This window comes from Moraxella sp. CTOTU48841, assembly GCF_032061225.1.
Classification (GTDB): domain Bacteria; phylum Pseudomonadota; class Gammaproteobacteria; order Pseudomonadales; family Moraxellaceae; genus Faucicola; species Faucicola cinerea.
Genome location: NZ_DAMBFQ010000003.1, coordinates 106,099 through 123,974, shown reverse-complemented (window position 1 = coordinate 123,974; position 17,876 = coordinate 106,099). Strand labels below are relative to the sequence as shown.

At 46.0% G+C, this 17,876-nt stretch carries 19 protein-coding genes; 8 read left to right on the top strand and 11 right to left on the bottom strand.

The window, feature by feature from the left end:
• The 3 genes from RT034_RS05035 to RT034_RS05025 all read right to left on the bottom strand — a co-directional run bounded on the left by RT034_RS05035 (nucleotide 1) and on the right by RT034_RS05025 (nucleotide 2,356).
• Nucleotides 1–885, bottom strand: coding sequence for a class II glutamine amidotransferase (locus tag RT034_RS05035; RefSeq protein WP_313014414.1), 885 nt, complete (start codon nucleotides 883–885; stop codon nucleotides 1–3).
• Between the two features lie 18 nt (nucleotides 886–903).
• Nucleotides 904–1,167 carry a hypothetical protein gene (locus RT034_RS05030; protein WP_313014411.1) on the bottom strand — a complete coding sequence of 88 codons (264 nt, stop codon included), beginning with the start codon at nucleotides 1,165–1,167 and terminating at the stop codon, nucleotides 904–906.
• Between the two features lie 202 nt (nucleotides 1,168–1,369).
• Nucleotides 1,370–2,356, bottom strand: a complete 987-nt coding sequence (locus RT034_RS05025; protein ID WP_313014409.1) for a homoserine kinase — start codon at nucleotides 2,354–2,356, stop codon at nucleotides 1,370–1,372.
• A gap of 92 nt (nucleotides 2,357–2,448) precedes the next feature.
• Here RT034_RS05025 and hisF point away from each other — a divergent pair, with 92 nt between their 5' ends.
• The 4 genes from hisF to RT034_RS05005 all read left to right on the top strand — a co-directional run bounded on the left by hisF (nucleotide 2,449) and on the right by RT034_RS05005 (nucleotide 5,699).
• Nucleotides 2,449–3,207, top strand: coding sequence for an imidazole glycerol phosphate synthase subunit HisF (gene hisF / locus RT034_RS05020; RefSeq protein ID WP_036600629.1), 759 nt, complete (start codon nucleotides 2,449–2,451; stop codon nucleotides 3,205–3,207).
• A 129-nt stretch (nucleotides 3,208–3,336) separates the two neighbouring features.
• Nucleotides 3,337–4,236: a prolipoprotein diacylglyceryl transferase gene (gene lgt, locus RT034_RS05015; protein ID WP_201666324.1), complete on the top strand. Its 900-nt coding sequence runs from the start codon at nucleotides 3,337–3,339 to the stop codon at nucleotides 4,234–4,236.
• Between the two features lie 31 nt (nucleotides 4,237–4,267).
• A complete protein-coding gene (locus tag RT034_RS05010) occupies nucleotides 4,268–5,128 on the top strand; it encodes a thymidylate synthase (RefSeq protein ID WP_313014406.1) in 861 nt (286 codons plus the stop codon).
• Between the two features lie 43 nt (nucleotides 5,129–5,171).
• Entirely contained in the window at nucleotides 5,172–5,699 is a 528-nt protein-coding gene (locus RT034_RS05005; RefSeq protein ID WP_313014404.1) for a dihydrofolate reductase, read from the top strand.
• Nucleotides 5,700–5,773: 74 nt separating this feature from the next.
• Here RT034_RS05005 and RT034_RS05000 read toward each other — a convergent pair whose 3' ends face one another.
• The 4 genes from RT034_RS05000 to RT034_RS04985 form a co-directional block, all read right to left on the bottom strand.
• Nucleotides 5,774–6,262, bottom strand: a complete 489-nt coding sequence (locus RT034_RS05000) for a hypothetical protein (protein WP_313014402.1) — start codon at nucleotides 6,260–6,262, stop codon at nucleotides 5,774–5,776.
• Nucleotides 6,263–6,408: 146 nt separating this feature from the next.
• Nucleotides 6,409–7,983 carry an apolipoprotein N-acyltransferase gene (gene lnt, locus RT034_RS04995; RefSeq protein WP_313014399.1) on the bottom strand — a complete coding sequence of 525 codons (1,575 nt, stop codon included), beginning with the start codon at nucleotides 7,981–7,983 and terminating at the stop codon, nucleotides 6,409–6,411.
• A gap of 52 nt (nucleotides 7,984–8,035) precedes the next feature.
• Nucleotides 8,036–8,935, bottom strand: coding sequence for a CBS domain-containing protein (locus RT034_RS04990; protein WP_007115151.1), 900 nt, complete (start codon nucleotides 8,933–8,935; stop codon nucleotides 8,036–8,038).
• Nucleotides 8,936–9,091: 156 nt separating this feature from the next.
• Nucleotides 9,092–9,565, bottom strand: coding sequence for a YcgN family cysteine cluster protein (locus RT034_RS04985; RefSeq protein ID WP_313014395.1), 474 nt, complete (start codon nucleotides 9,563–9,565; stop codon nucleotides 9,092–9,094).
• Between the two features lie 191 nt (nucleotides 9,566–9,756).
• Between RT034_RS04985 and RT034_RS04980 the strand changes: the two genes are divergently transcribed.
• Together RT034_RS04980 and mutY are read left to right on the top strand one after the other, a co-directional pair.
• Nucleotides 9,757–10,497 (top strand): dienelactone hydrolase family protein, encoded by a 741-nt coding sequence (locus tag RT034_RS04980; protein ID WP_007115153.1) that lies wholly within the window; start codon nucleotides 9,757–9,759, stop codon nucleotides 10,495–10,497.
• 203 nt (nucleotides 10,498–10,700) lie between these two features.
• Nucleotides 10,701–11,954, top strand: a complete 1,254-nt coding sequence (mutY, locus tag RT034_RS04975; RefSeq protein WP_313014391.1) for an A/G-specific adenine glycosylase — start codon at nucleotides 10,701–10,703, stop codon at nucleotides 11,952–11,954.
• On the opposite strand, the gene RT034_RS04970 is transcribed toward mutY, so the two are convergent.
• The 4 genes from RT034_RS04970 to RT034_RS04955 all read right to left on the bottom strand — a co-directional run bounded on the left by RT034_RS04970 (nucleotide 11,937) and on the right by RT034_RS04955 (nucleotide 16,061).
• Nucleotides 11,937–12,725: a uroporphyrinogen-III synthase gene (locus tag RT034_RS04970; protein ID WP_313014387.1), complete on the bottom strand. Its 789-nt coding sequence runs from the start codon at nucleotides 12,723–12,725 to the stop codon at nucleotides 11,937–11,939. The genes mutY and RT034_RS04970 overlap by 18 nt on opposite strands.
• Before the next feature lie 21 nt (nucleotides 12,726–12,746).
• The gene (gene hemC, locus RT034_RS04965) at nucleotides 12,747–13,706 is read right to left on the bottom strand and encodes a hydroxymethylbilane synthase (protein ID WP_313014385.1); all 960 of its coding nucleotides are present in this window, start codon (nucleotides 13,704–13,706) and stop codon (nucleotides 12,747–12,749) included.
• A 168-nt stretch (nucleotides 13,707–13,874) separates the two neighbouring features.
• Complete coding sequence (locus RT034_RS04960) at nucleotides 13,875–14,612, bottom strand: LytR/AlgR family response regulator transcription factor (RefSeq protein ID WP_313014381.1); 738 nt, start codon at nucleotides 14,610–14,612, stop codon at nucleotides 13,875–13,877.
• A 270-nt stretch (nucleotides 14,613–14,882) separates the two neighbouring features.
• Nucleotides 14,883–16,061 carry a histidine kinase gene (locus RT034_RS04955; RefSeq protein ID WP_313014377.1) on the bottom strand — a complete coding sequence of 393 codons (1,179 nt, stop codon included), beginning with the start codon at nucleotides 16,059–16,061 and terminating at the stop codon, nucleotides 14,883–14,885.
• Nucleotides 16,062–16,142: 81 nt separating this feature from the next.
• Here RT034_RS04955 and argH point away from each other — a divergent pair, with 81 nt between their 5' ends.
• Nucleotides 16,143–17,519, top strand: coding sequence for an argininosuccinate lyase (gene argH, locus RT034_RS04950; protein WP_313014763.1), 1,377 nt, complete (start codon nucleotides 16,143–16,145; stop codon nucleotides 17,517–17,519).
• A gap of 1 nt (nucleotide 17,520) precedes the next feature.
• Nucleotides 17,521–17,865, top strand: a complete 345-nt coding sequence (locus tag RT034_RS04945) for a gamma-glutamylcyclotransferase family protein (RefSeq protein WP_313014374.1) — start codon at nucleotides 17,521–17,523, stop codon at nucleotides 17,863–17,865.
• The last annotated feature ends 11 nt before the right edge of the window (nucleotides 17,866–17,876 follow it).

Genomic DNA, 17,876 nt, shown 5'->3' with positions numbered 1-17,876 from the left:
TTATAAGCTCGCCCCTACTTTGCGGGCGATGGCAATGCCTTCTTCAATGGTTAAGCAGGTCGGATTATCAGGGGTATCTTTAAATAAAATATCACCATCCCGAAACATCAAACATTCATCCACATACAGCTGTTGCCAGTGTTCGTTGTAAGTCAAAGGAATGGTAGTAATCAAGGTCACTTTATCGGTCTGCGAAGTCACTTCACTAAAATCAATCGCCAGCTCACTGTCAGCGAGTTTTGCCTCACCAAATGGCGCTTTACGGGTGATAAAAAATAGCAAACTCCCTGCATACGCCAACTGCCAATCGCCATTGCTAATGAGACAATTAAACAAGCCCAACGCCGATAACTCACGACAAATCGTGGTCAAAGACTGGAATAGCACCTTGTCACTGGGCGGCTCACTAAATTGTGATTTGAGTCGATTGAGCAGATAACAAAATGCCATCTCCGAATCGGTTGTACCTACAGGCTGATAGTGGGTGGGCACAGGGCTAAGCTGGTCAATAAAATCCATCTGTAATTGCCCATTATGTGCAAACGCCCATTCCTCGCCCCATACCTCACGGACAAATGGGTGAGTGTTAGCCAAGCAATTTGTGCCTTGCGTGGCTTTGCGAATATGGCAAATCACATTCATCGCCTTAATCGGATAACTGTTGACTAAATCCGCCACCGGTGAGCAGAAACTTGGCTTGTCATCGTGAAATTGACGTATCCCAGCTTTACGATTACCCTGCGATGGGTCGGGGTTTTTTTCAAAAAATACAATACCAAACCCATCGGTATGGATATCAGTCTGCCCGCCCCGCTGACGAAACCCCGCAAAGCTAAAATGAATATCGGTGGGTGTGTTGCAATTCATACCCAGAAGTTGGCACATGGTGATTAGGGTTCCTTTCTACTGCAATTTTGCTGAGTAGTTATTGTCTACCAAGTCGTCATCCGCTAGTTGCGAGGTGTGATCGATATTATCAAGCAAAGCTTTGGCTTGCTCAACATCTTCAGGGGCAACCCATAGCACACCGCCTGTGTTCAATCCCATCAAATCAACGAGCTGGGTCTGTACGTTGATGCCGTTGTTTTGTAAATAGATGGCGTGGGTTTCTGCCAATAAGTTGGTCGGGTATTGGGCAAGTTTTTGCCAGTGATTGCTATCGTTCATTTCTATTGTCCTGTAAGCATGGATTTGACAGTGAAGATAGTATAACAATTAGAGTGAATACGCCCCAACCCTGCGTTATTCTTTTTAGGACAAACGTAATCGGGGCTTTCTTTTGTCCTTGTTTTACCAATCTATTTGTTTTACCAATGTGCCTATTGACGATTTGGTAAATTATGCCATGCGATAAGAACACCGCAATGCCTTATTTAACCTTCCCCCAATGAAAGCTGGCTAGGCGTTTCATCAAATCAGGATTTTTCACCATAATATTATCGCCCGTACGACCTTGCTGACGGTTATAATAAATCACATTCAAACGCAGCAGCCAAAACGTCACGCCCGCCATAGCAAGCATAACTGGCAATGCCTTTTTCTCATCATCGCTCAAAGCGCGTTTGCTCTCGTAGCCTTGTAAAAACGCTTGCATCTTGGCGTCATCAAAATTCACCGCTTCGCCATCATTGGCGTTACCCCAAGTGGTGCAAAAATCATTCATGGTAATCGCCACATCCATCACAAAATGTTCAACACTGACTTCGGTAAAATCAAGCAATCCTGTGAGTGTTGGCTGGGTTTCATCACTAAAATCCCACAGCGTGTTATCGGCAAACATATCTAAATGACATAAACCTGTTGGCAAATTTTTGCTCGCTACAGTTTCGTACGCTTGCCAAATATCATTCATCAGTTTGGCTTCATCGCTTGGCATAAACTTGGTTTCACGGTCACGCACCAGATGCCAAGGATATAACTCAACGCCATAGTTTTGTGCAGGGGTCAAGGTTTGCAAGGTTTGGTGAAGAACGGCTAAAGCCTCGCCCATTTGACGGCACATATCAGGTGTGGTTGCTTTCGGGTGACCGCCCGAGAGTTTTGGTGACACCACAATGGCTTTGTTGTCAAAATACAGCAAAAACTCGCCGTTTTTGGCGGCTAGCGGTGCTGCTACAGGTAGCTGGTCTTTTAGGCGATTTAGGATAATCGCCATTTTTTGAATTTCATGCGGTTTGCGTTCTTCAAACAAGGTAAATACATAAGACGGCTCGCCGGCTTTGTCTGCGGTTGTTTCAATAAACCAATTACTGTTTTTGATACCCTGTGTGATAGGTATGGCTTTGGCAAAATCCACACCAAATTGTTGGCAAAAATCACTAAATTGTTGGTCAGTCAACTGGGTATATACAGACATAAGGCATCCTTGAAGCGCAGCACACCGATAAAACTGCGGTAATGGCAAAGTAAATTTGATAAACTTACGGCTATTATAGAAGGAAATCGAATATGTTAGCAAAACGAATTATCCCTTGCCTTGATGTTGACAATGGTCGGGTGGTCAAAGGTGTGCAGTTTGTCGACATCAAAGACGCGGGCGACCCTGTTGAAGTGGCGCAGCGCTACAACGAACAAGGCGCGGATGAAATCACTTTTTTGGATATCACCGCTACCCATCATGGACGCGACACCACCTATCACACGGTTGAACGCATGGCAGAAACCGTATTTGTACCGCTGACCGTGGGCGGCGGGGTGCGTAAAGTCGATGACATTCGTCACTTGCTAAACGCCGGCGCGGATAAAGTATCGATTAATTCAGCGGCAATTTTTAACCCTGAATTTGTCGGTGAAGCGGCAGCGCGTTTTGGCAGTCAGTGTATCGTGGTAGCGATTGATGCCAAAAAAGTGGGGGATAATCAATGGGAAATCTTTACCCATGGGGGGCGCAAAGCGACTGGGATTGATGCGGTGGCATGGGCGGTCAAAATGGCAGGTTTTGGGGCGGGTGAACTGCTTGTGACCTCAATGGATTCAGATGGTACCAAAAACGGCTATGATATCGCCTTGATGAAGCGCATTACAGATAGCGTGAATGTGCCAGTGATTGCGTCAGGTGGCGTCGGTAATTTGCAACACTTGGCAGATGGGGTGCTGCAAGGCGGTGTTGATGCGGTACTAGCGGCGAGTATTTTCCATTTTGGCGAATATACCGTGGGGGAAGCCAAGCAGTTTATGGCACAGCAAGGCATTGAAATGCGCTTGTAATGGCGAGCCTTGTGAGAACGATAGCCGCTGGTAATAACTAAAAGGGCACAGCAAAAAATAGCCCAAGCAAGCCAAAACTGCTATGATATTGGCATTTTCGATAATGACTAAATTGCCATGTTTCCACTAATTTTAACTCACCCGCAATGGGATCCTGTCGCTCTGCATTTGGGACCTGTCCAAGCCCACTGGTACGGGCTGATGTATTTACTGGCTTTTGCTGCCGCTTATGCGTTGGCTTGGTATCGCACTAAATCACGCCCAGACTGGAATGCCGACATGGTCGCTGACCTGGTGTTTTACGGGGCGATGGGCGTGATTCTAGGCGGCCGTATCGGCTATGTGCTGTTTTATCAATTAAGCGAATTTTTAGCCAATCCGATGTATCTGTTCAAAATCAACCAAGGCGGCATGTCGTTTCATGGGGGATTTTTGGGTGTCGCTATCGCAATGCTATTTTTTGCCCGCAAATACCAAAAGAACATTTGGAATGTGCTAGATTTTATTATTCCCTGCGTGCCAACCGGACTACTGTTTGGTCGTATTGGCAATTTTATCAATGGCGAATTGTGGGGTCGCGTGTCTGATGGTGGTTACAACTGGTTGATGCTGTTCCCGCAAGCGGTCAATGAAGACAATGAACTGCTCAAACAATCCCCTGCCCTGCAAAGTCTTGCGCAAACCTTTATGATTGATGGTAACAATTATTTGTTACTCCCCCGCCATCCGTCACAGCTGTATCAGGCTTTTACTGAAGGGGTGGTACTGTTTGTTTTGGTTTGGTGGTTTGCCAGCCGGCCGCGTCCGCGTATGGCAGTTAGTGGCTTATTCGTGATGGGCTACGGTATTGCACGTTTTATTACCGAATTCTTCCGCCAACCTGATGCTGACCAAGGTTTTATTTTATTAGGGTGGATGACAAAAGGGCAAATCTTAAGCCTACCGATGATTATCGGTGGTTTGGTTTTATTGATTTGGGCGTATAAAAACCAAATTTACGATTGGGGCAGTCAAAAGAATGTGGACTAACAAAGAAAACTAACCAAGGAACTCATCACGCATGATTACGTCAAAAAACGAACAAGCCTATTTGGATTTACTTAAACTGGTGCTAGATAACGGCATACAAAAAGGCGACCGTACGGGCACGGGTACTATCAGCTATTTTGGCGCGCAGATGCGGTTTGATTTGAATGAGGGTTTTCCACTACTGACCACCAAAAAAATCCATACCAAAAGCGTGATTTATGAGCTGCTTTGGTTTTTAAAAGGCGATACCCATGTCCAATACTTGCAGGACAATGGGGTACGCATTTGGAATGAATGGGCAACCGCCGAGCAAACTGCCCGCTTTGGCAAGCCTGAGGGCGAACTTGGCGCGGTGTACGGACACCAGTGGCGCAACTTCGGGGCAAGCAAAAAAGCGGACGGCAGCTACCATTCAGATGGTTTTGACCAAATCAGTTGGGTGGTGAATGAAATCAAAAACAACCCAAACTCGCGCCGTTTGATTGTCTCTGGCTGGAATCCCAAAGAAGCCAATGAAGTGGCCTTGCCCCCTTGTCATACCCTGTTTCAGTTTTTTGTCGCCGATGGCAAATTATCTTGTCAGTTGTACCAACGCTCGGCGGATTTGTTTTTGGGTGTACCGTTTAACATTGCCAGCTATGCCTTGCTTACCCATATGATAGCCCATGTGACAGGGCTTGGCGTCGGTGAGTTTGTGTGGACGGGCGGTGATTGTCATATTTATAACAATCATCTACAGCAAGTGCATGAGCAGCTTGGTCGCGAGCCGTTTGCCCTACCCAAACTTTGGCTCAACCCTGACATTACTGACATTTTTGCCTTTGATTTTAACGATATAAAAATTGAAAATTATCAAAGCCATGCCACAATTAAGGCTGAAGTCTCTGTATAAGCTTATAACCCAATGCCAAAACTCACAACAATAAGGATAAATCATGAGTTATTCTAATGTGGAAGTTGCCCAAATCGTGGCGATGAGCCAAAACCGCGCCATTGGCAAAGATAATCAATTGCCTTGGCACATCTCTGAGGACTTGAAACATTTTAAAAAACATACCAATGGCGGTATCGTGATTATGGGTCGCAAGACCTTTGAATCTATGGGTGCAAAACCCTTGCCCAACCGTACCAATTTTGTGATTACCACCAACTTGGATTACCAAGTGGATGATGATGCCGTCATTGTGATGCACAACCTAGATGACGCACTGACCCAAGCCTCATCGCTGGCGCATGGTAAAGGTTTGCAAACGATTTGGGTGATTGGTGGCGAAAAAGTCTTCCAACAAGCCCTGCTGTTTAGTGATCGATTAGAAATCACCCAGGTCGACACTGTGATTGACAACGCAGCGGCGTTTTATCCAGAGATTACCAGTGATTTTGTCAAAACATCAGAAAGTGAAACATTCACGGATGAGCAAAGTGGGTTGAGTTATCAGTTTGTCACTTACCAAAAAGCTTAAGCTTGACAGTGACGACTTAGCGCACAAAAAAACCACGTCATCTAACGTGGTTTTTTTATGTAGGTATCGATGTCTTATTTTGATTGTTCTTGAGATTTGACCGCTGAGGCAACAGGTGGTGCAATATTTGGGGTGTCACCTGTTTTGGCTTTAATCTCTGCTTTGGCTTCAGCCGTTGAGGCATTACGCGCTTCAATGGTCGATGTTTTTGCAGTAGCCTTTGGTGCAGAAGATGGCGTCATAGAGGCATTGTCTGGGCTGGCAACCGTGGTATTTGGACCTGTTGCAGTGTCTGCATTGGCAGTGGCGGTGGTGGTTTCACCCGCCGCAGGTGAGGTTGCCGCAGGCGTCGAACCTGCTGGTTTGGCAGCGGCAGCAGCAGATGCGGCGGCTTTGGCTTCTACTTCAGCATTGAGTTTTGCAACGTCAACGTGGTTACCAGCGGGGCGAACAATTGCTGAAATAAGGATTAATAAAACCACGCCTAGAAACGCTAAAACGCCAATTAAAGAGTAACTAAGTTCTTTTTTGACATTGTTTTCCACGACTTCATGATGAGCCATCGTAAACCTCACTGTAAATCATTGGGGCAAGAGTTGTTGAATCTAAATGAATTCAAATCTAATTTTTAACTATTATACGGAACTTTGTAACCATTATATACTAAATTTTTGCAATTGGTGACAAAACCTTACTGTACCTAAGGTTTTTAACGTGTTTTACGAACCAGCCAACTAATCAGTAGCAATAGCGCTGCCAGTGCCAAGATAGGATAACTACCCCAGCGCATAAATGGCGTATTACCAACGCGTGATTGAATTTCACCCCGTAACACCGTGCGCTCAAAGGCTGGCGCTTTGGCAACAATATTGCCTTTATCATTGATGATTGCGGTCACGCCTGTATTGGTCGCGCGCATAAACCAGCGACCGGTTTCAATCGAGCGCATTTGCACCATTTGTAGATGCTGTAATGGACCTGCCGATGTGCCAAACCAGGCATCATTGGATACAGTCAATAAAAAGTCGGTATTTTTGGCATTGCGGCGGGTGGTATCAGGATAGGCGACTTCATAACAAATTGCCACCCCAACTGGGTGGTTTTTGACTTGCAAGGGTGCTTGGTGCGCAGAGCCACTGCGAAAACTCATGGTACCGCCCATCAAGTTTGGTAATGCCCAATCTAACATTCCTTCAAACGGGATATATTCGCCCACGGGTACCAAATTTTGTTTCTTGTATAAGCCTTTGGCATCGGCGCCCAAAGCAATCACACTGTTGTAAAATGGCTCGTACTTATCAACTTTTGGGTCGTATTCATTGACATCCACATACGGAATACCGGTGAGCCATGCGGTATTGCTTTCGCGGGCTTGGGCAGCAATTTGGCTGATAAAGGGCATGGCGTCGGTTTGAAACATCGGAATTGACGACTCTGGCCATAAGATGATGTCCTGCCCCCATTCCGTTTTACTTAAGCCTGCATAGATACCCAGTGTTTGGATTTGGTACTCTTGCAGCCATTTTAAGTCCTGCGGAATATTGCCTTGTACTAACGAAACTTTCAGATTTGGTGTGCCTTTAGGGGTCGTCCATTGCGGGGCAATAAGCCACAGCGCCACGCTTGCCAGTAACATCACAGACGAGGGAATTAAAAAACGGTATTTTTTTCGCGCTGCTTCCACCAGACTGGCTGAGAAGAACACGGATACAAAGCTCAGCGCCAACACCCCAAAAATTGGCGCAAGGCTCGTCAGCCAAGGTTGCGCTGTATAAGCATAGCCCACAAATAGCCAAGGAAAACCTGTAAATAGCCAGGTTTTTAACCACTCTTGTACCACCCATAATGACGCAAAGCTTAGCGGCTGTTTTGCCACAAAGCGGTTAAAAATGACCGCCAAGGCGCCATGAAATAATCCCATTCCTAAGCCCACAAAACCAATCATCAGCAAGGCTAACAAGGTAGGGGTATCACCATAGGTATGAATCGAGGTAAACAACCAAAACGCGCCTACGCTCCACAATCCCATGCCATACATTTCACCGAGCCAAAACGCCCGCCAATTTGACATGGGGGGCAATAATAGCCAATACAGTACCAGTGGCGACAACAGTGCCACTAGCCAAAAATCGTAAGGCGCTAACGCAAAGACAAATGCCGCACCCGCAAGCCAAGCCAGCACCAGTTTGGGTAACAGGGGTTGTTTGGTATTTGCAGATTTGGCACTATCGTAATGAGATTGTACAGAAAGTTGCTTTTTTAGGGACTGGGTAGTAAGACGCATTGGCGAGTATTGCCTTTAGGGTTAAACGGTTTTGCAAACATAAGTAATTGGACTAATCGTCGAGCTGATTATACCCTTTAACCAGTTCAATTTCTTGGATAAATCGACCATCTGCTGACAATACCGTCAAACGACAATCGTCAATAAAGACGGTTTGACCCAATACCTCATTGACTTCGCCAAGCTCTTGCATGACCAGTCCACCCATACTAGTGACATCCTCACTATCAAAATGGGTACCTAGCTGTTCATTACAGTCTGAGACTGAGGTGATGGATTGCACAATCCATGTGTCAAGCTGGTTGGGCACAGGCACTATATGATTGATATCGGTATCTTCTTCGATATCGTCATGCTCATCGATGATATCACCGACAATTTCTTCGAGTAAGTCTTCCATCGTCACCACGCCTGATGCCACCCCAAACTCATCGATGACGATTGCCATATGAATTTGATTTTTTTGAAATAGACGCAGCAGGTTGTCAGAACGCGCAGTTTCACTGATATAAATTGGCTGACGTACAATTGCCTCAAGATTGAAATGGTCAATGTTTTGACCTTGCGCCTTGGCGACCAAAAACGGAATCAAATCTTTGGCAAGTAAGATACCCATCACTGTGTCTTTGTTGTCATCGATAAATACAGGATAACGCGAGTGGGCGGTTTCCATATAGAGCGACATGATATCTTGCAAGTTTTGGTGCTGGGTGATGCCTGCAACGTGGCTGACAGGGGTCATGATTTCTCGCACTTGAATAGCAGGTAAATCTAAGACTCCCTCTAACATATCGACAGTGTCGGGCGCCAAAAATCGACGCGAATCATGTACCAATTTGACTAGTTCATCACGGGTTTCAGGGGCGGTGGATAGCCAGCGTTTCAGACCGCGTGACCAGCTACTGCCTTGCTGTTTGTTTGACAGGTGTGAACTCGAATTGTCGTCTGACATAGCCGACGAGACCCTCATATGGCGAAAGATTTTTTTACCTTACCTTAACCCCATGATGATTGCAATGGTATTTTTCTTAATTTTATTGTATTTTTTGGCTGATTTTACTCACCCATCAGCTTGTTCAGTGCTAGTAAAGCCTTGAATAGCCAAGCGCTATTGGCGAATCCAATGAATCACCCGTTCTTCTTGCTCTAGTTCAGAAACCTCTGTTTCAGACTGACAGCGTCCCGCCACGCTGACATTTTTTTGGCGCATCATGGCTTGTGTCACGGCGGCATCCTGAGTAAGTAATAAATGCCAGCTTGGTAGTGGTTGCCCGTAGTACAAGCGCTTGTAGGCGCAGCTTGCCGGTAGCCAGTACATCTCGCCAATGTTATCAATGGTTAGGCTGATGCAATCGGGCACATAGTCGCGCCTTGTTGGGTAATGCTGGCAAGCCCCTGTGGCACAATCAAGCAGTCGACAGGCGACATCACTGTATTCAACTTCATCGGTGTCATCATCTTTAAATTTAATCAAACAACACGCCCCACAGCCATCGCACAAGGCTTCCCATTCAGCTTGGGTCAATTGTTCTAACGAAAATTGCTCCCAAAATTGCGGGCGTAAGGTAACAGATTGGCTCATTATGTTTTCAACTTTTGGCTTGTATAAAACAGTGACAGTATTATAACGGAAAATGCGATGATTTCAGTATACAGTAGTGCCTGTATTAACCGTTGCACTGACTTGCCACACTATTAGTAGGTGAACCAGCGCTTTTATAACAATAGCAAATCAATAATCTCATTTAAGATAACATAACATAAGGATCCATGATGCCAATTCAAATTTTACAACTCGAATCTACCACCACCGATGGCGTGGAGCTCAAAAGCTATGTCTGTCTACCAGAATCAGCGAGCCACGACAACCCTGCCCCAGCGATTTTGGTGGCGCCCGAATGGTGGGGTGTCGTTGAGCACCCACAAAAAGTCACTGAGCGTTTAGCCGAAGCGGGTTTTGCTGCTGTCGCCATGGATGTGTATGGCGAAGGTAAACTGACCACAGATGCCGCCCAAGCCAATGAATGGATGAGCCAAATGCTCGCTGACCAAGACATGTTGATGGCGCGCTGTAAACTCATTATGGATGACTTTACTGACCTTGAAGCTGTTGACACAAACCGCCTGGGCGCAATTGGTTTTTGCTTTGGCGGCAAAATTGCCTTAGACATGGCGCGTGAAGGTTTCCCGCTTAAAGCAGTGGCGACTTTCCACGGCAACCCTACCCCAAAACAACCGGCACAAAAAGGCAAGTTCACCGCCAAAGTGTTGGTGGCACATGGTGAAGCCGATAGCATGGTGTCCATGGACGCGATTGAAGGGCTAAAAAAAGAGCTGGATAACGCCGATGTTGAATACACAGTCGATGTATACGAAGGCGCCAAACACGGCTTTACCAATCCTAATGCTGACAAACGCGCCGAAGAAAATGGCGTCGACTTGGGCTATGATGCCGATGCCGCAAAAGCTAGCTGGGATGAAATGATTGCGTTTATGCAAGACAATCTTGTATAACATACAGCCGCTGCATCGTTAGCCCCAAAAGCAATATCCATCATGATATTGCTTTTTTTATGCCTACGTCTCAGTTTGAGTGCAGCTTTATTAAGTCTGTTGTCAGTCACTATTGAATCCCAACTAGAAAGTCTTATATAGCTATCACGATAGTAACCCGATGGTGAATTTTGAACACACATCCGAATACAAACTCCTCAACAATGCCAAGTCCCAATCAGCACTTAAGCCACAATCATGCCGAAGCGCATACCGAAGCGCATACCGAAGCGGAGCTTAATAGCTTTGCACCGCGTATTTTGACCTGGTTTGACCATAGCGGGCGTCATGATTTGCCATGGCAGCAGCATCAGCTTGACACGCCAAACCCCTATCCGGTCTGGTTATCTGAAATCATGCTACAGCAGACCCAAGTGGCGACGGTAATTCCTTATTTTGAGCGATTTATGGCAAGTTTTCCCACGGTGCAGGATTTGGCAAACGCATCTTGGGAGCAAGTCGCTGAGCATTGGGCAGGACTGGGTTACTATGCGCGTGCGCGCAACCTGCATAAAGGTGCCAAGCAGCTGGTGGATATCATCGAGCGAACTGGTAAATTTCCGCAAACGGTTGCCCACTGGGAGCAGATTTCAGGGGTGGGTCAATCTACGGCAGGCGCGATTGTGGCGATGGGTGTCAGAGCTGACCAATATGGCGGTGACAGAGGGGTGATTTGCGATGGTAATGTCAAACGTGTGCTGACCCGTTGGGCTGGCATTGACGGCGATATCACCAAAACTGCCACAACCAAAGCGCTTTGGCAACTTGCCGAGCGCCTAACACCGAACCGTGATAGCGGGCACTACGCCCAAGCGATGATGGATATGGGGGCAACGCTATGCACCAAAGCCAAACCTGCCTGCCTACTGTGTCCCGTGCAAGCCGACTGCGTGGCAAATGCCCAAGGTAAGCAAAGTTTTTATCCGGTAAAAAGTAAAAAATCGCCCAATCCGTCTAAGTTTTCGCTAGCGTTAAAGCTGGTTTGCGATGACAAAACCTTGTGGCTACAACGTCCTGAAACTGGGATTTGGGGTGGACTGTGGTGTTTACCATTGGCCTTTGTCAAAAAACAACAGGGGGCAAAAAACACAGGGGCGCCGCTGCTGGCAACCTGGCAGCAAGAAACGACGTTTGAAGCAGAATATAATATCGCTGAGCAGATTATCTTTGATTTCTTACAAGCTGAGCAACTGCTAAATATCCAGCACGTTAACTTAGATAGCCCTGATACTGTCAAACATAGCCTTACCCATTTTCATTGGTTTTTGACCCCACTCACCATGACGCTGACGATTGAGCAGGGTATGCGGCTGACGCAAACACTGCAACAAGCGCTGCAAACGCTGTCATGGGTAGATGATTCAGCGCAAAACAGCTTAGCTAAACCGAAAGCCATGCAGCTATTGACAAAGGGTTAATGCGTGTAAAATTGTCGCAGGCATTAAATCAGGGATGATAGTTATGTTAAGATTAGCCTGCTGTAATAACATTTGCTCTGCAATACGCGACTGCAATACCAAATAATAACAGCTGGCAGCCATTTTAGTGTTTGCTGTTAGTTGTTGCCAGTTTTGCCAGGCGGTCAAACTTGAGATGAGTACAACGATGGGTTGGTTGTGGCTCTGCGTTTGTTGCCAAACCGCGAATGCTTGGGTGGTTGCGCTTGGTAAAACCCGTTGGTACAAGTTTAGCAAATGTACTTGCACACCTTTTGCCGCCAATGTATCTGCCAATAATTCTCGTCCGCCGATGCCGCGCCATACCTGCAAATGATCGCCTTTGCCAAGCGCTTGTATTATAGGCAAATTCAATAGCCCTTCATTGTTTTGCGCGCGTTTTTCATCAGGAAAAATAATGGTAGGTGGTGGCAACTCTGTGAGCTGCTGCCAGGTTTGGTTAAAGTAATTTGCGGTTTTGTCACCCACCGCAACCCATGTAATCTTTTTGGACAATTCCGTTAGCTTGACCAAGGTGGCAAGCCTTGCTAAGCCATACTTTACTGCCGCTTCACTGACTAGCACCACCACTTGATAACGGTCAATCGTTTGTAAAACTGCCCGCTCTGCCACTGTCAACGGCTTTTCTACCAATGCCAACAGCGGCAGCTCAATCACTGTAACGCCATGCTGGCGCAAAAATAGACTTAGTGCCTTGGCTCGCTGATCGGGTCTGGTATTGATAAATTGCATGGCTATGCGTATCATTCAATATCAGTGGTCTTGATAAATCTGCGCCAAGATTTTGTCCGCACCTTGTGCAATGAGCGCTTCAGCCACCACCACGCCCACGGCTTCGGCAATTTGCTCAGGCTCCCGTACGTCATCAACTAACGCGTTATGATGCTCGGCTTTTAACAAGGTTTTACCATCCACACTGCCGACCCGACCCTGTAAATGAATTTGTCCATCTTGAATAGTAGCAAAGCCTGCAATCGGCACTTGGCAACCACCCTGCAAATGACGATTCATGGCGCGTTCTGCCATCACGCATAGACGGCTTGTCTCGTCATTGAGCGGTTTTAGTAATGCAAGCACATCGGTATCATCACTTCGGCATTCAATGGCAAGCGCACCTTGTCCGACCGCGGGCAAACTGATATGCGTATCAATTTCATGGCGAATACGATCGGTAAGCCCCAAACGGGTTAAACCACTGGTTGCCAAAATAATGGCATCATACTCACCTGCATCTAGCTTGGATAAGCGCGTGCCTACATTGCCGCGTAGGCTGATAATCTCTAAGTCAGGACGATATTGCTGGATTTGGCATTGACGGCGTAAACTTGATGTACCAAGTTTAGCGCCTTGTGGCAACGCATCTATACTCTCATAGTGATTTGATATAAAGGCATCGGTTGGCTGCTCACGCTCACAATATGCGCCAAGCGTCAGACCTTCAGGGAGCACCATGGGTACGTCTTTGAGCGAATGCACGGCGATATCGGCACGTTTTTCATATAAGGCTTGCTCAAGCTCTTTGACAAACAGCCCTTTGCCGCCGATTTTGGCCAGCGGGGTATCTAGGATTTTGTCGCCTTTAGTGACCATTGGTACTAGATTGACGGTCAGGCTTGGGTACAGCGCTTGCAAACGCGCTTGGATGTGTTCGGCTTGCCACAATGCAAGCGGGCTTTGGCGAGTGGCGATATTTAAAGTCGTTAACGTAGTCATAGCAGTGTCTTTTTTAGCATTCGATAAAAATGCCTAACTCTCTAAGCTAGGCATTTGTCAGATGGGTATCTGTCAGTAATTCAGCGAGTTAGGCAACAGTATAGCAAAATGTCAGGCTAATTACTCTTACGGCTCATTGAAGTAGACGCAAACATACGAAAGCCTACGCTACATTGATTGGATTTTATCCCGTAGTAATGGCAAATGACGGCGGCTGATGGCAAGCTTGTCAGGTAAACCTTTGAAACACACTTGGTACTGGCCTTGGTCAATCGCTTCAAGCATTTCTAGGTAGTTAAGATTGATTAATGCATTGCGATGGATACGAAAGAACGCATCACCAAATTCTTGTTCAAGCTCTTTGAGCGTTTCATCAATTAAAACCGTGCCACCTTTATGACGGATTTGCACGTATTTTTGGTCAGCCGTAAAGTAATAAATATCTTGCAGCGCAATCAACTCCACACCACGATGGGTACGCGCCGCGATATGCTGACGATTTGACTGTGCTAGCGGATCTTCCAATCGACTGATTTCATTGAGCTGTGCATTACTAAGCGTTGACGCTCTCGCTAGCGCCTGTAACACTTCTTCTTTGTTGGCAGGCTTTAACAAATAGCCCACCGCGTGTGCTTTGAATGCGGCAATCGCGTAATGGTCATACGCGGTCACAAAAATAATGGCGGGCGCATTATTAAGCTCATTGAGCTCTTGGGCGCAGCGGATACCATCCATTCCTGGCATCCGAATGTCTAACAAAATTACATCGGGTGCGAGTTCTTTGACTTTTGCAATGGCCTCAATACCTGTGGCTGCCAGGGCAATTACCTCATGTCCCTCTTCTCTTACGATACGTGCCAACCTCTCTCGGGCTAGTGGCTCATCGTCACAGATCACAATTCTCACTGTTTACTCCTTTGCTCCTTTGAGGTCAAAAACACATGCCTTTAACCCTACAAATCTTACGTACTTCAAAATCTTATGCCAAATCCAACACAACCTCTTTATGAGCAATCAAACCCTTATAAAATAGCGCTTAACTGATTAGATAAACTAATAAACGCATTTTATTAAGTAGATGCAAATTAATATATCATAGTTTGTTAAATAAAATGTAAAATGCCGCGTTAGATTGGTGACTTTTTTATGCCAATTCCGACTAACAACATAAATGGGCTAAAAAGCTGCGACATCTTTGAGGGGATAGCGAATTTGAGTGATTAACAATTGACCAGATAATTCAAAGTGAATACTGGCTTCATGACCAAAATACTGACGCAAAATTGCCACTTGGCTATTAAACTGCAGTTTTTGGCGAATATCTTGACAAATCAGCTGATACGTTGTTGCCGGAAGCTCAATTTCGATATCAATTTTGGCGACATCGTTTTGCCAATCGATACTAATAATAATGTGAATGGAGTCGGTGCTGTTTTCAACAATCAGTACGATCAGTTTTTCAATCACTATTTGTAGCGATAACGAGGTAATCACCATGTCATAGAGCAAATCTTCATCGGGCAAATGCCAGGTTACCTTCAGCTTTTTATCAAAACGGTATTTTTCGATACTCAAATAGCTTTCGCATAGCTCCATCTCATCAAGTAGCGCAATCTCACGTGTCTCATCAAAGCTCACCCGATACAGATTTGAGATATGACAAATCATTCTCTCGGCTTCATACGCATCGGTTTCTATCAGATATTGCATAGTATTGAGTAGATTAAAGAAAAAATGCGGGGTGATACGCGCCTTTAACTGCTCGTTTTGCTCGATGAGCTTTTGTTGGTTACGCAATTCAGCGCGGCGAATATTTTGGTACTGTATCTCAAAAAAAGTGAGCAGCACCGCTATCATCAAAAAGGCACATAAAGTATTCACCAGGGTTTCTAGTATCAGCGTATTTAAACTGACTTCATAGCCCAGTGTGAAAAATAACAGCAACCGACCTAGCAAACTCAGTACCGGCACGATAATAAACGAAGTCGATAGCAGATAGGCGGTGATTTGTTTTGAACGCCAATTAAATTCTTTGAATTTTTTGGCAGAATTCGCCAAAAAAACCATTTCACCCGTCACAACTAAGCTAGTAATCACCACCGTTTCAATGCTATGACGGATAATCAAACTGATATCATGGGTAAAAGTTAACAGCGTTACAATCGAAACCAGTGAATAAAACGCGATATAGCTTGCCCACAGTTTGATGGTCTGTTTTTCGCTCAGATTGGGCAGGAAAAAGGTGCTGGTGAGCGGCTCTTTAATCCGCTTGAGTGAAATTTGTGAGGCATCCTCAGTTTTTGCTATACTAGCCCTAGATTTTGCAGAGGGAAATAACAGCTCCAGCAATCTCATTGTTTTTATTCCTTTCACACTTACACAAAAAATGGACGTATTATGAGCAATCAAATTTCCGCTGATTCTAGCACATCTAGTATGTGGGGTGGACGTTTTAGCGAAGCCACCGACAGTTTTGTCGCTGAATTTACCGCGTCTGTCGGATTTGACCAACGTTTTGCCAATCAAGACATCGCAGGCTCGATTGCTCATGCCACTATGCTTGCCAAAGCGGGGATTATCACCGAGGCGGAAAAAGACCAAATCGTTGGCGGTTTGACCCAAATCAAACAAGAAATCGCCGATGGCAAATTTGTGTGGTCAGTGGCGCTTGAAGACGTGCACATGAATGTGGAGTCTCGTCTGACCGCTATTATTGGCGATGTCGGCAAAAAACTGCATACAGGGCGTAGCCGTAATGACCAAGTTGCAACCGATATCCGTTTATATCTGCGTGACCAAACCGATATTATTTTAGGATTGTTAAAACGTCTACAAACGGGCTTACTTGATTTGGCAAGCCAGCATACCGACACTATCATGCCAGGCTTTACCCATCTGCAGACCGCGCAGCCTGTCAGTTTTGGTCATCATGTGATGGCATGGTTTGAGATGCTAATGCGTGATAGCGAGCGCTTGATTGATGGTCGAAAACGTATCAACCAAATGCCCCTAGGCGCCGCAGCGTTGGCAGGTACGACTTATCCGATTGAGCGGGAATTTACCGCACAGCTATTAGGCTTTGAAGGGATTTGCCAAAACTCGCTGGATGCCGTATCCGACCGTGATTTTGCCATTGAATTTGCCAGTAGCGCAAGCCTGCTAATGATGCACTTGTCACGTATGAGTGAAGAAATCATCTTGTGGATGTCAGCGCAATTTGGGTTTGTGGTCGTCCCCGATCGTTTTTGCACGGGCTCATCGATTATGCCACAGAAGAAAAATCCCGATGTGCCAGAGCTGGTACGGGGTAAAGCGGCACGCGTGTTTGGTGATATGATTACCCTATTGACCTTGATGAAAAACCAACCGCTGGCTTACAACAAAGACAACCAAGAAGATAAAGAGCCGCTATTTGACGTGGTAGATACTGTAACCGGCTCCCTACTTGCCTTTGCTGATATGCTGCCTAATTTGATTCCAAACAAAGAAAATATGCGTGCCGCGACCATGAAAGGTTATGCGACCGCCACCGATTTGGCGGATTATCTAGTGCGTAAAGGCTTAGCCTTCCGCGACGCGCATGAAGTAGTGGGTAAAGCAGTAGCGTTAGGTGTGCAAAAAGGCGTGGATTTGAGTGAATTATCACTCGATGAGCTTCAAAGCTTTAGCGACTTGATTGGTGAGGACGTGTTTGAATATTTGACCCTTGAAGGCTCGCTCAATGCCCGTAACCACATCGGCGGTACAGCGCCTAATCAAGTCAAAATGGCGATTGAACGTGGGCGTCAGCGTATCGAACAATTAGGTCATTAATATGCCAAAACTGTTCTCGTATGGCACATTACAACAAGAAAATGTACAGCTTGCCACCTTTGGGCGTACACTGGTAGGTAGTAAAGACCAACTCATTGGCTACCAGTTGGGTGAAATCGAAATCACTGATGACGATGTGCTCGCCAAAAGTGGCAAACGTTTTCATCCGATACTACTTAAAACCAATAACCTAACCGACAAAGTGGCAGGTGTGATTTTTGACATTACCGATGATGAGCTTGCCCAAGCCGACCGCTACGAAGTCGATGCCTACGCACGAGTGGAAGGTCACTTTGACAGTGGCGCTACCGCTTGGATTTATGCCGATGCAAGCGATTTAGACTAGCAACTATTAAA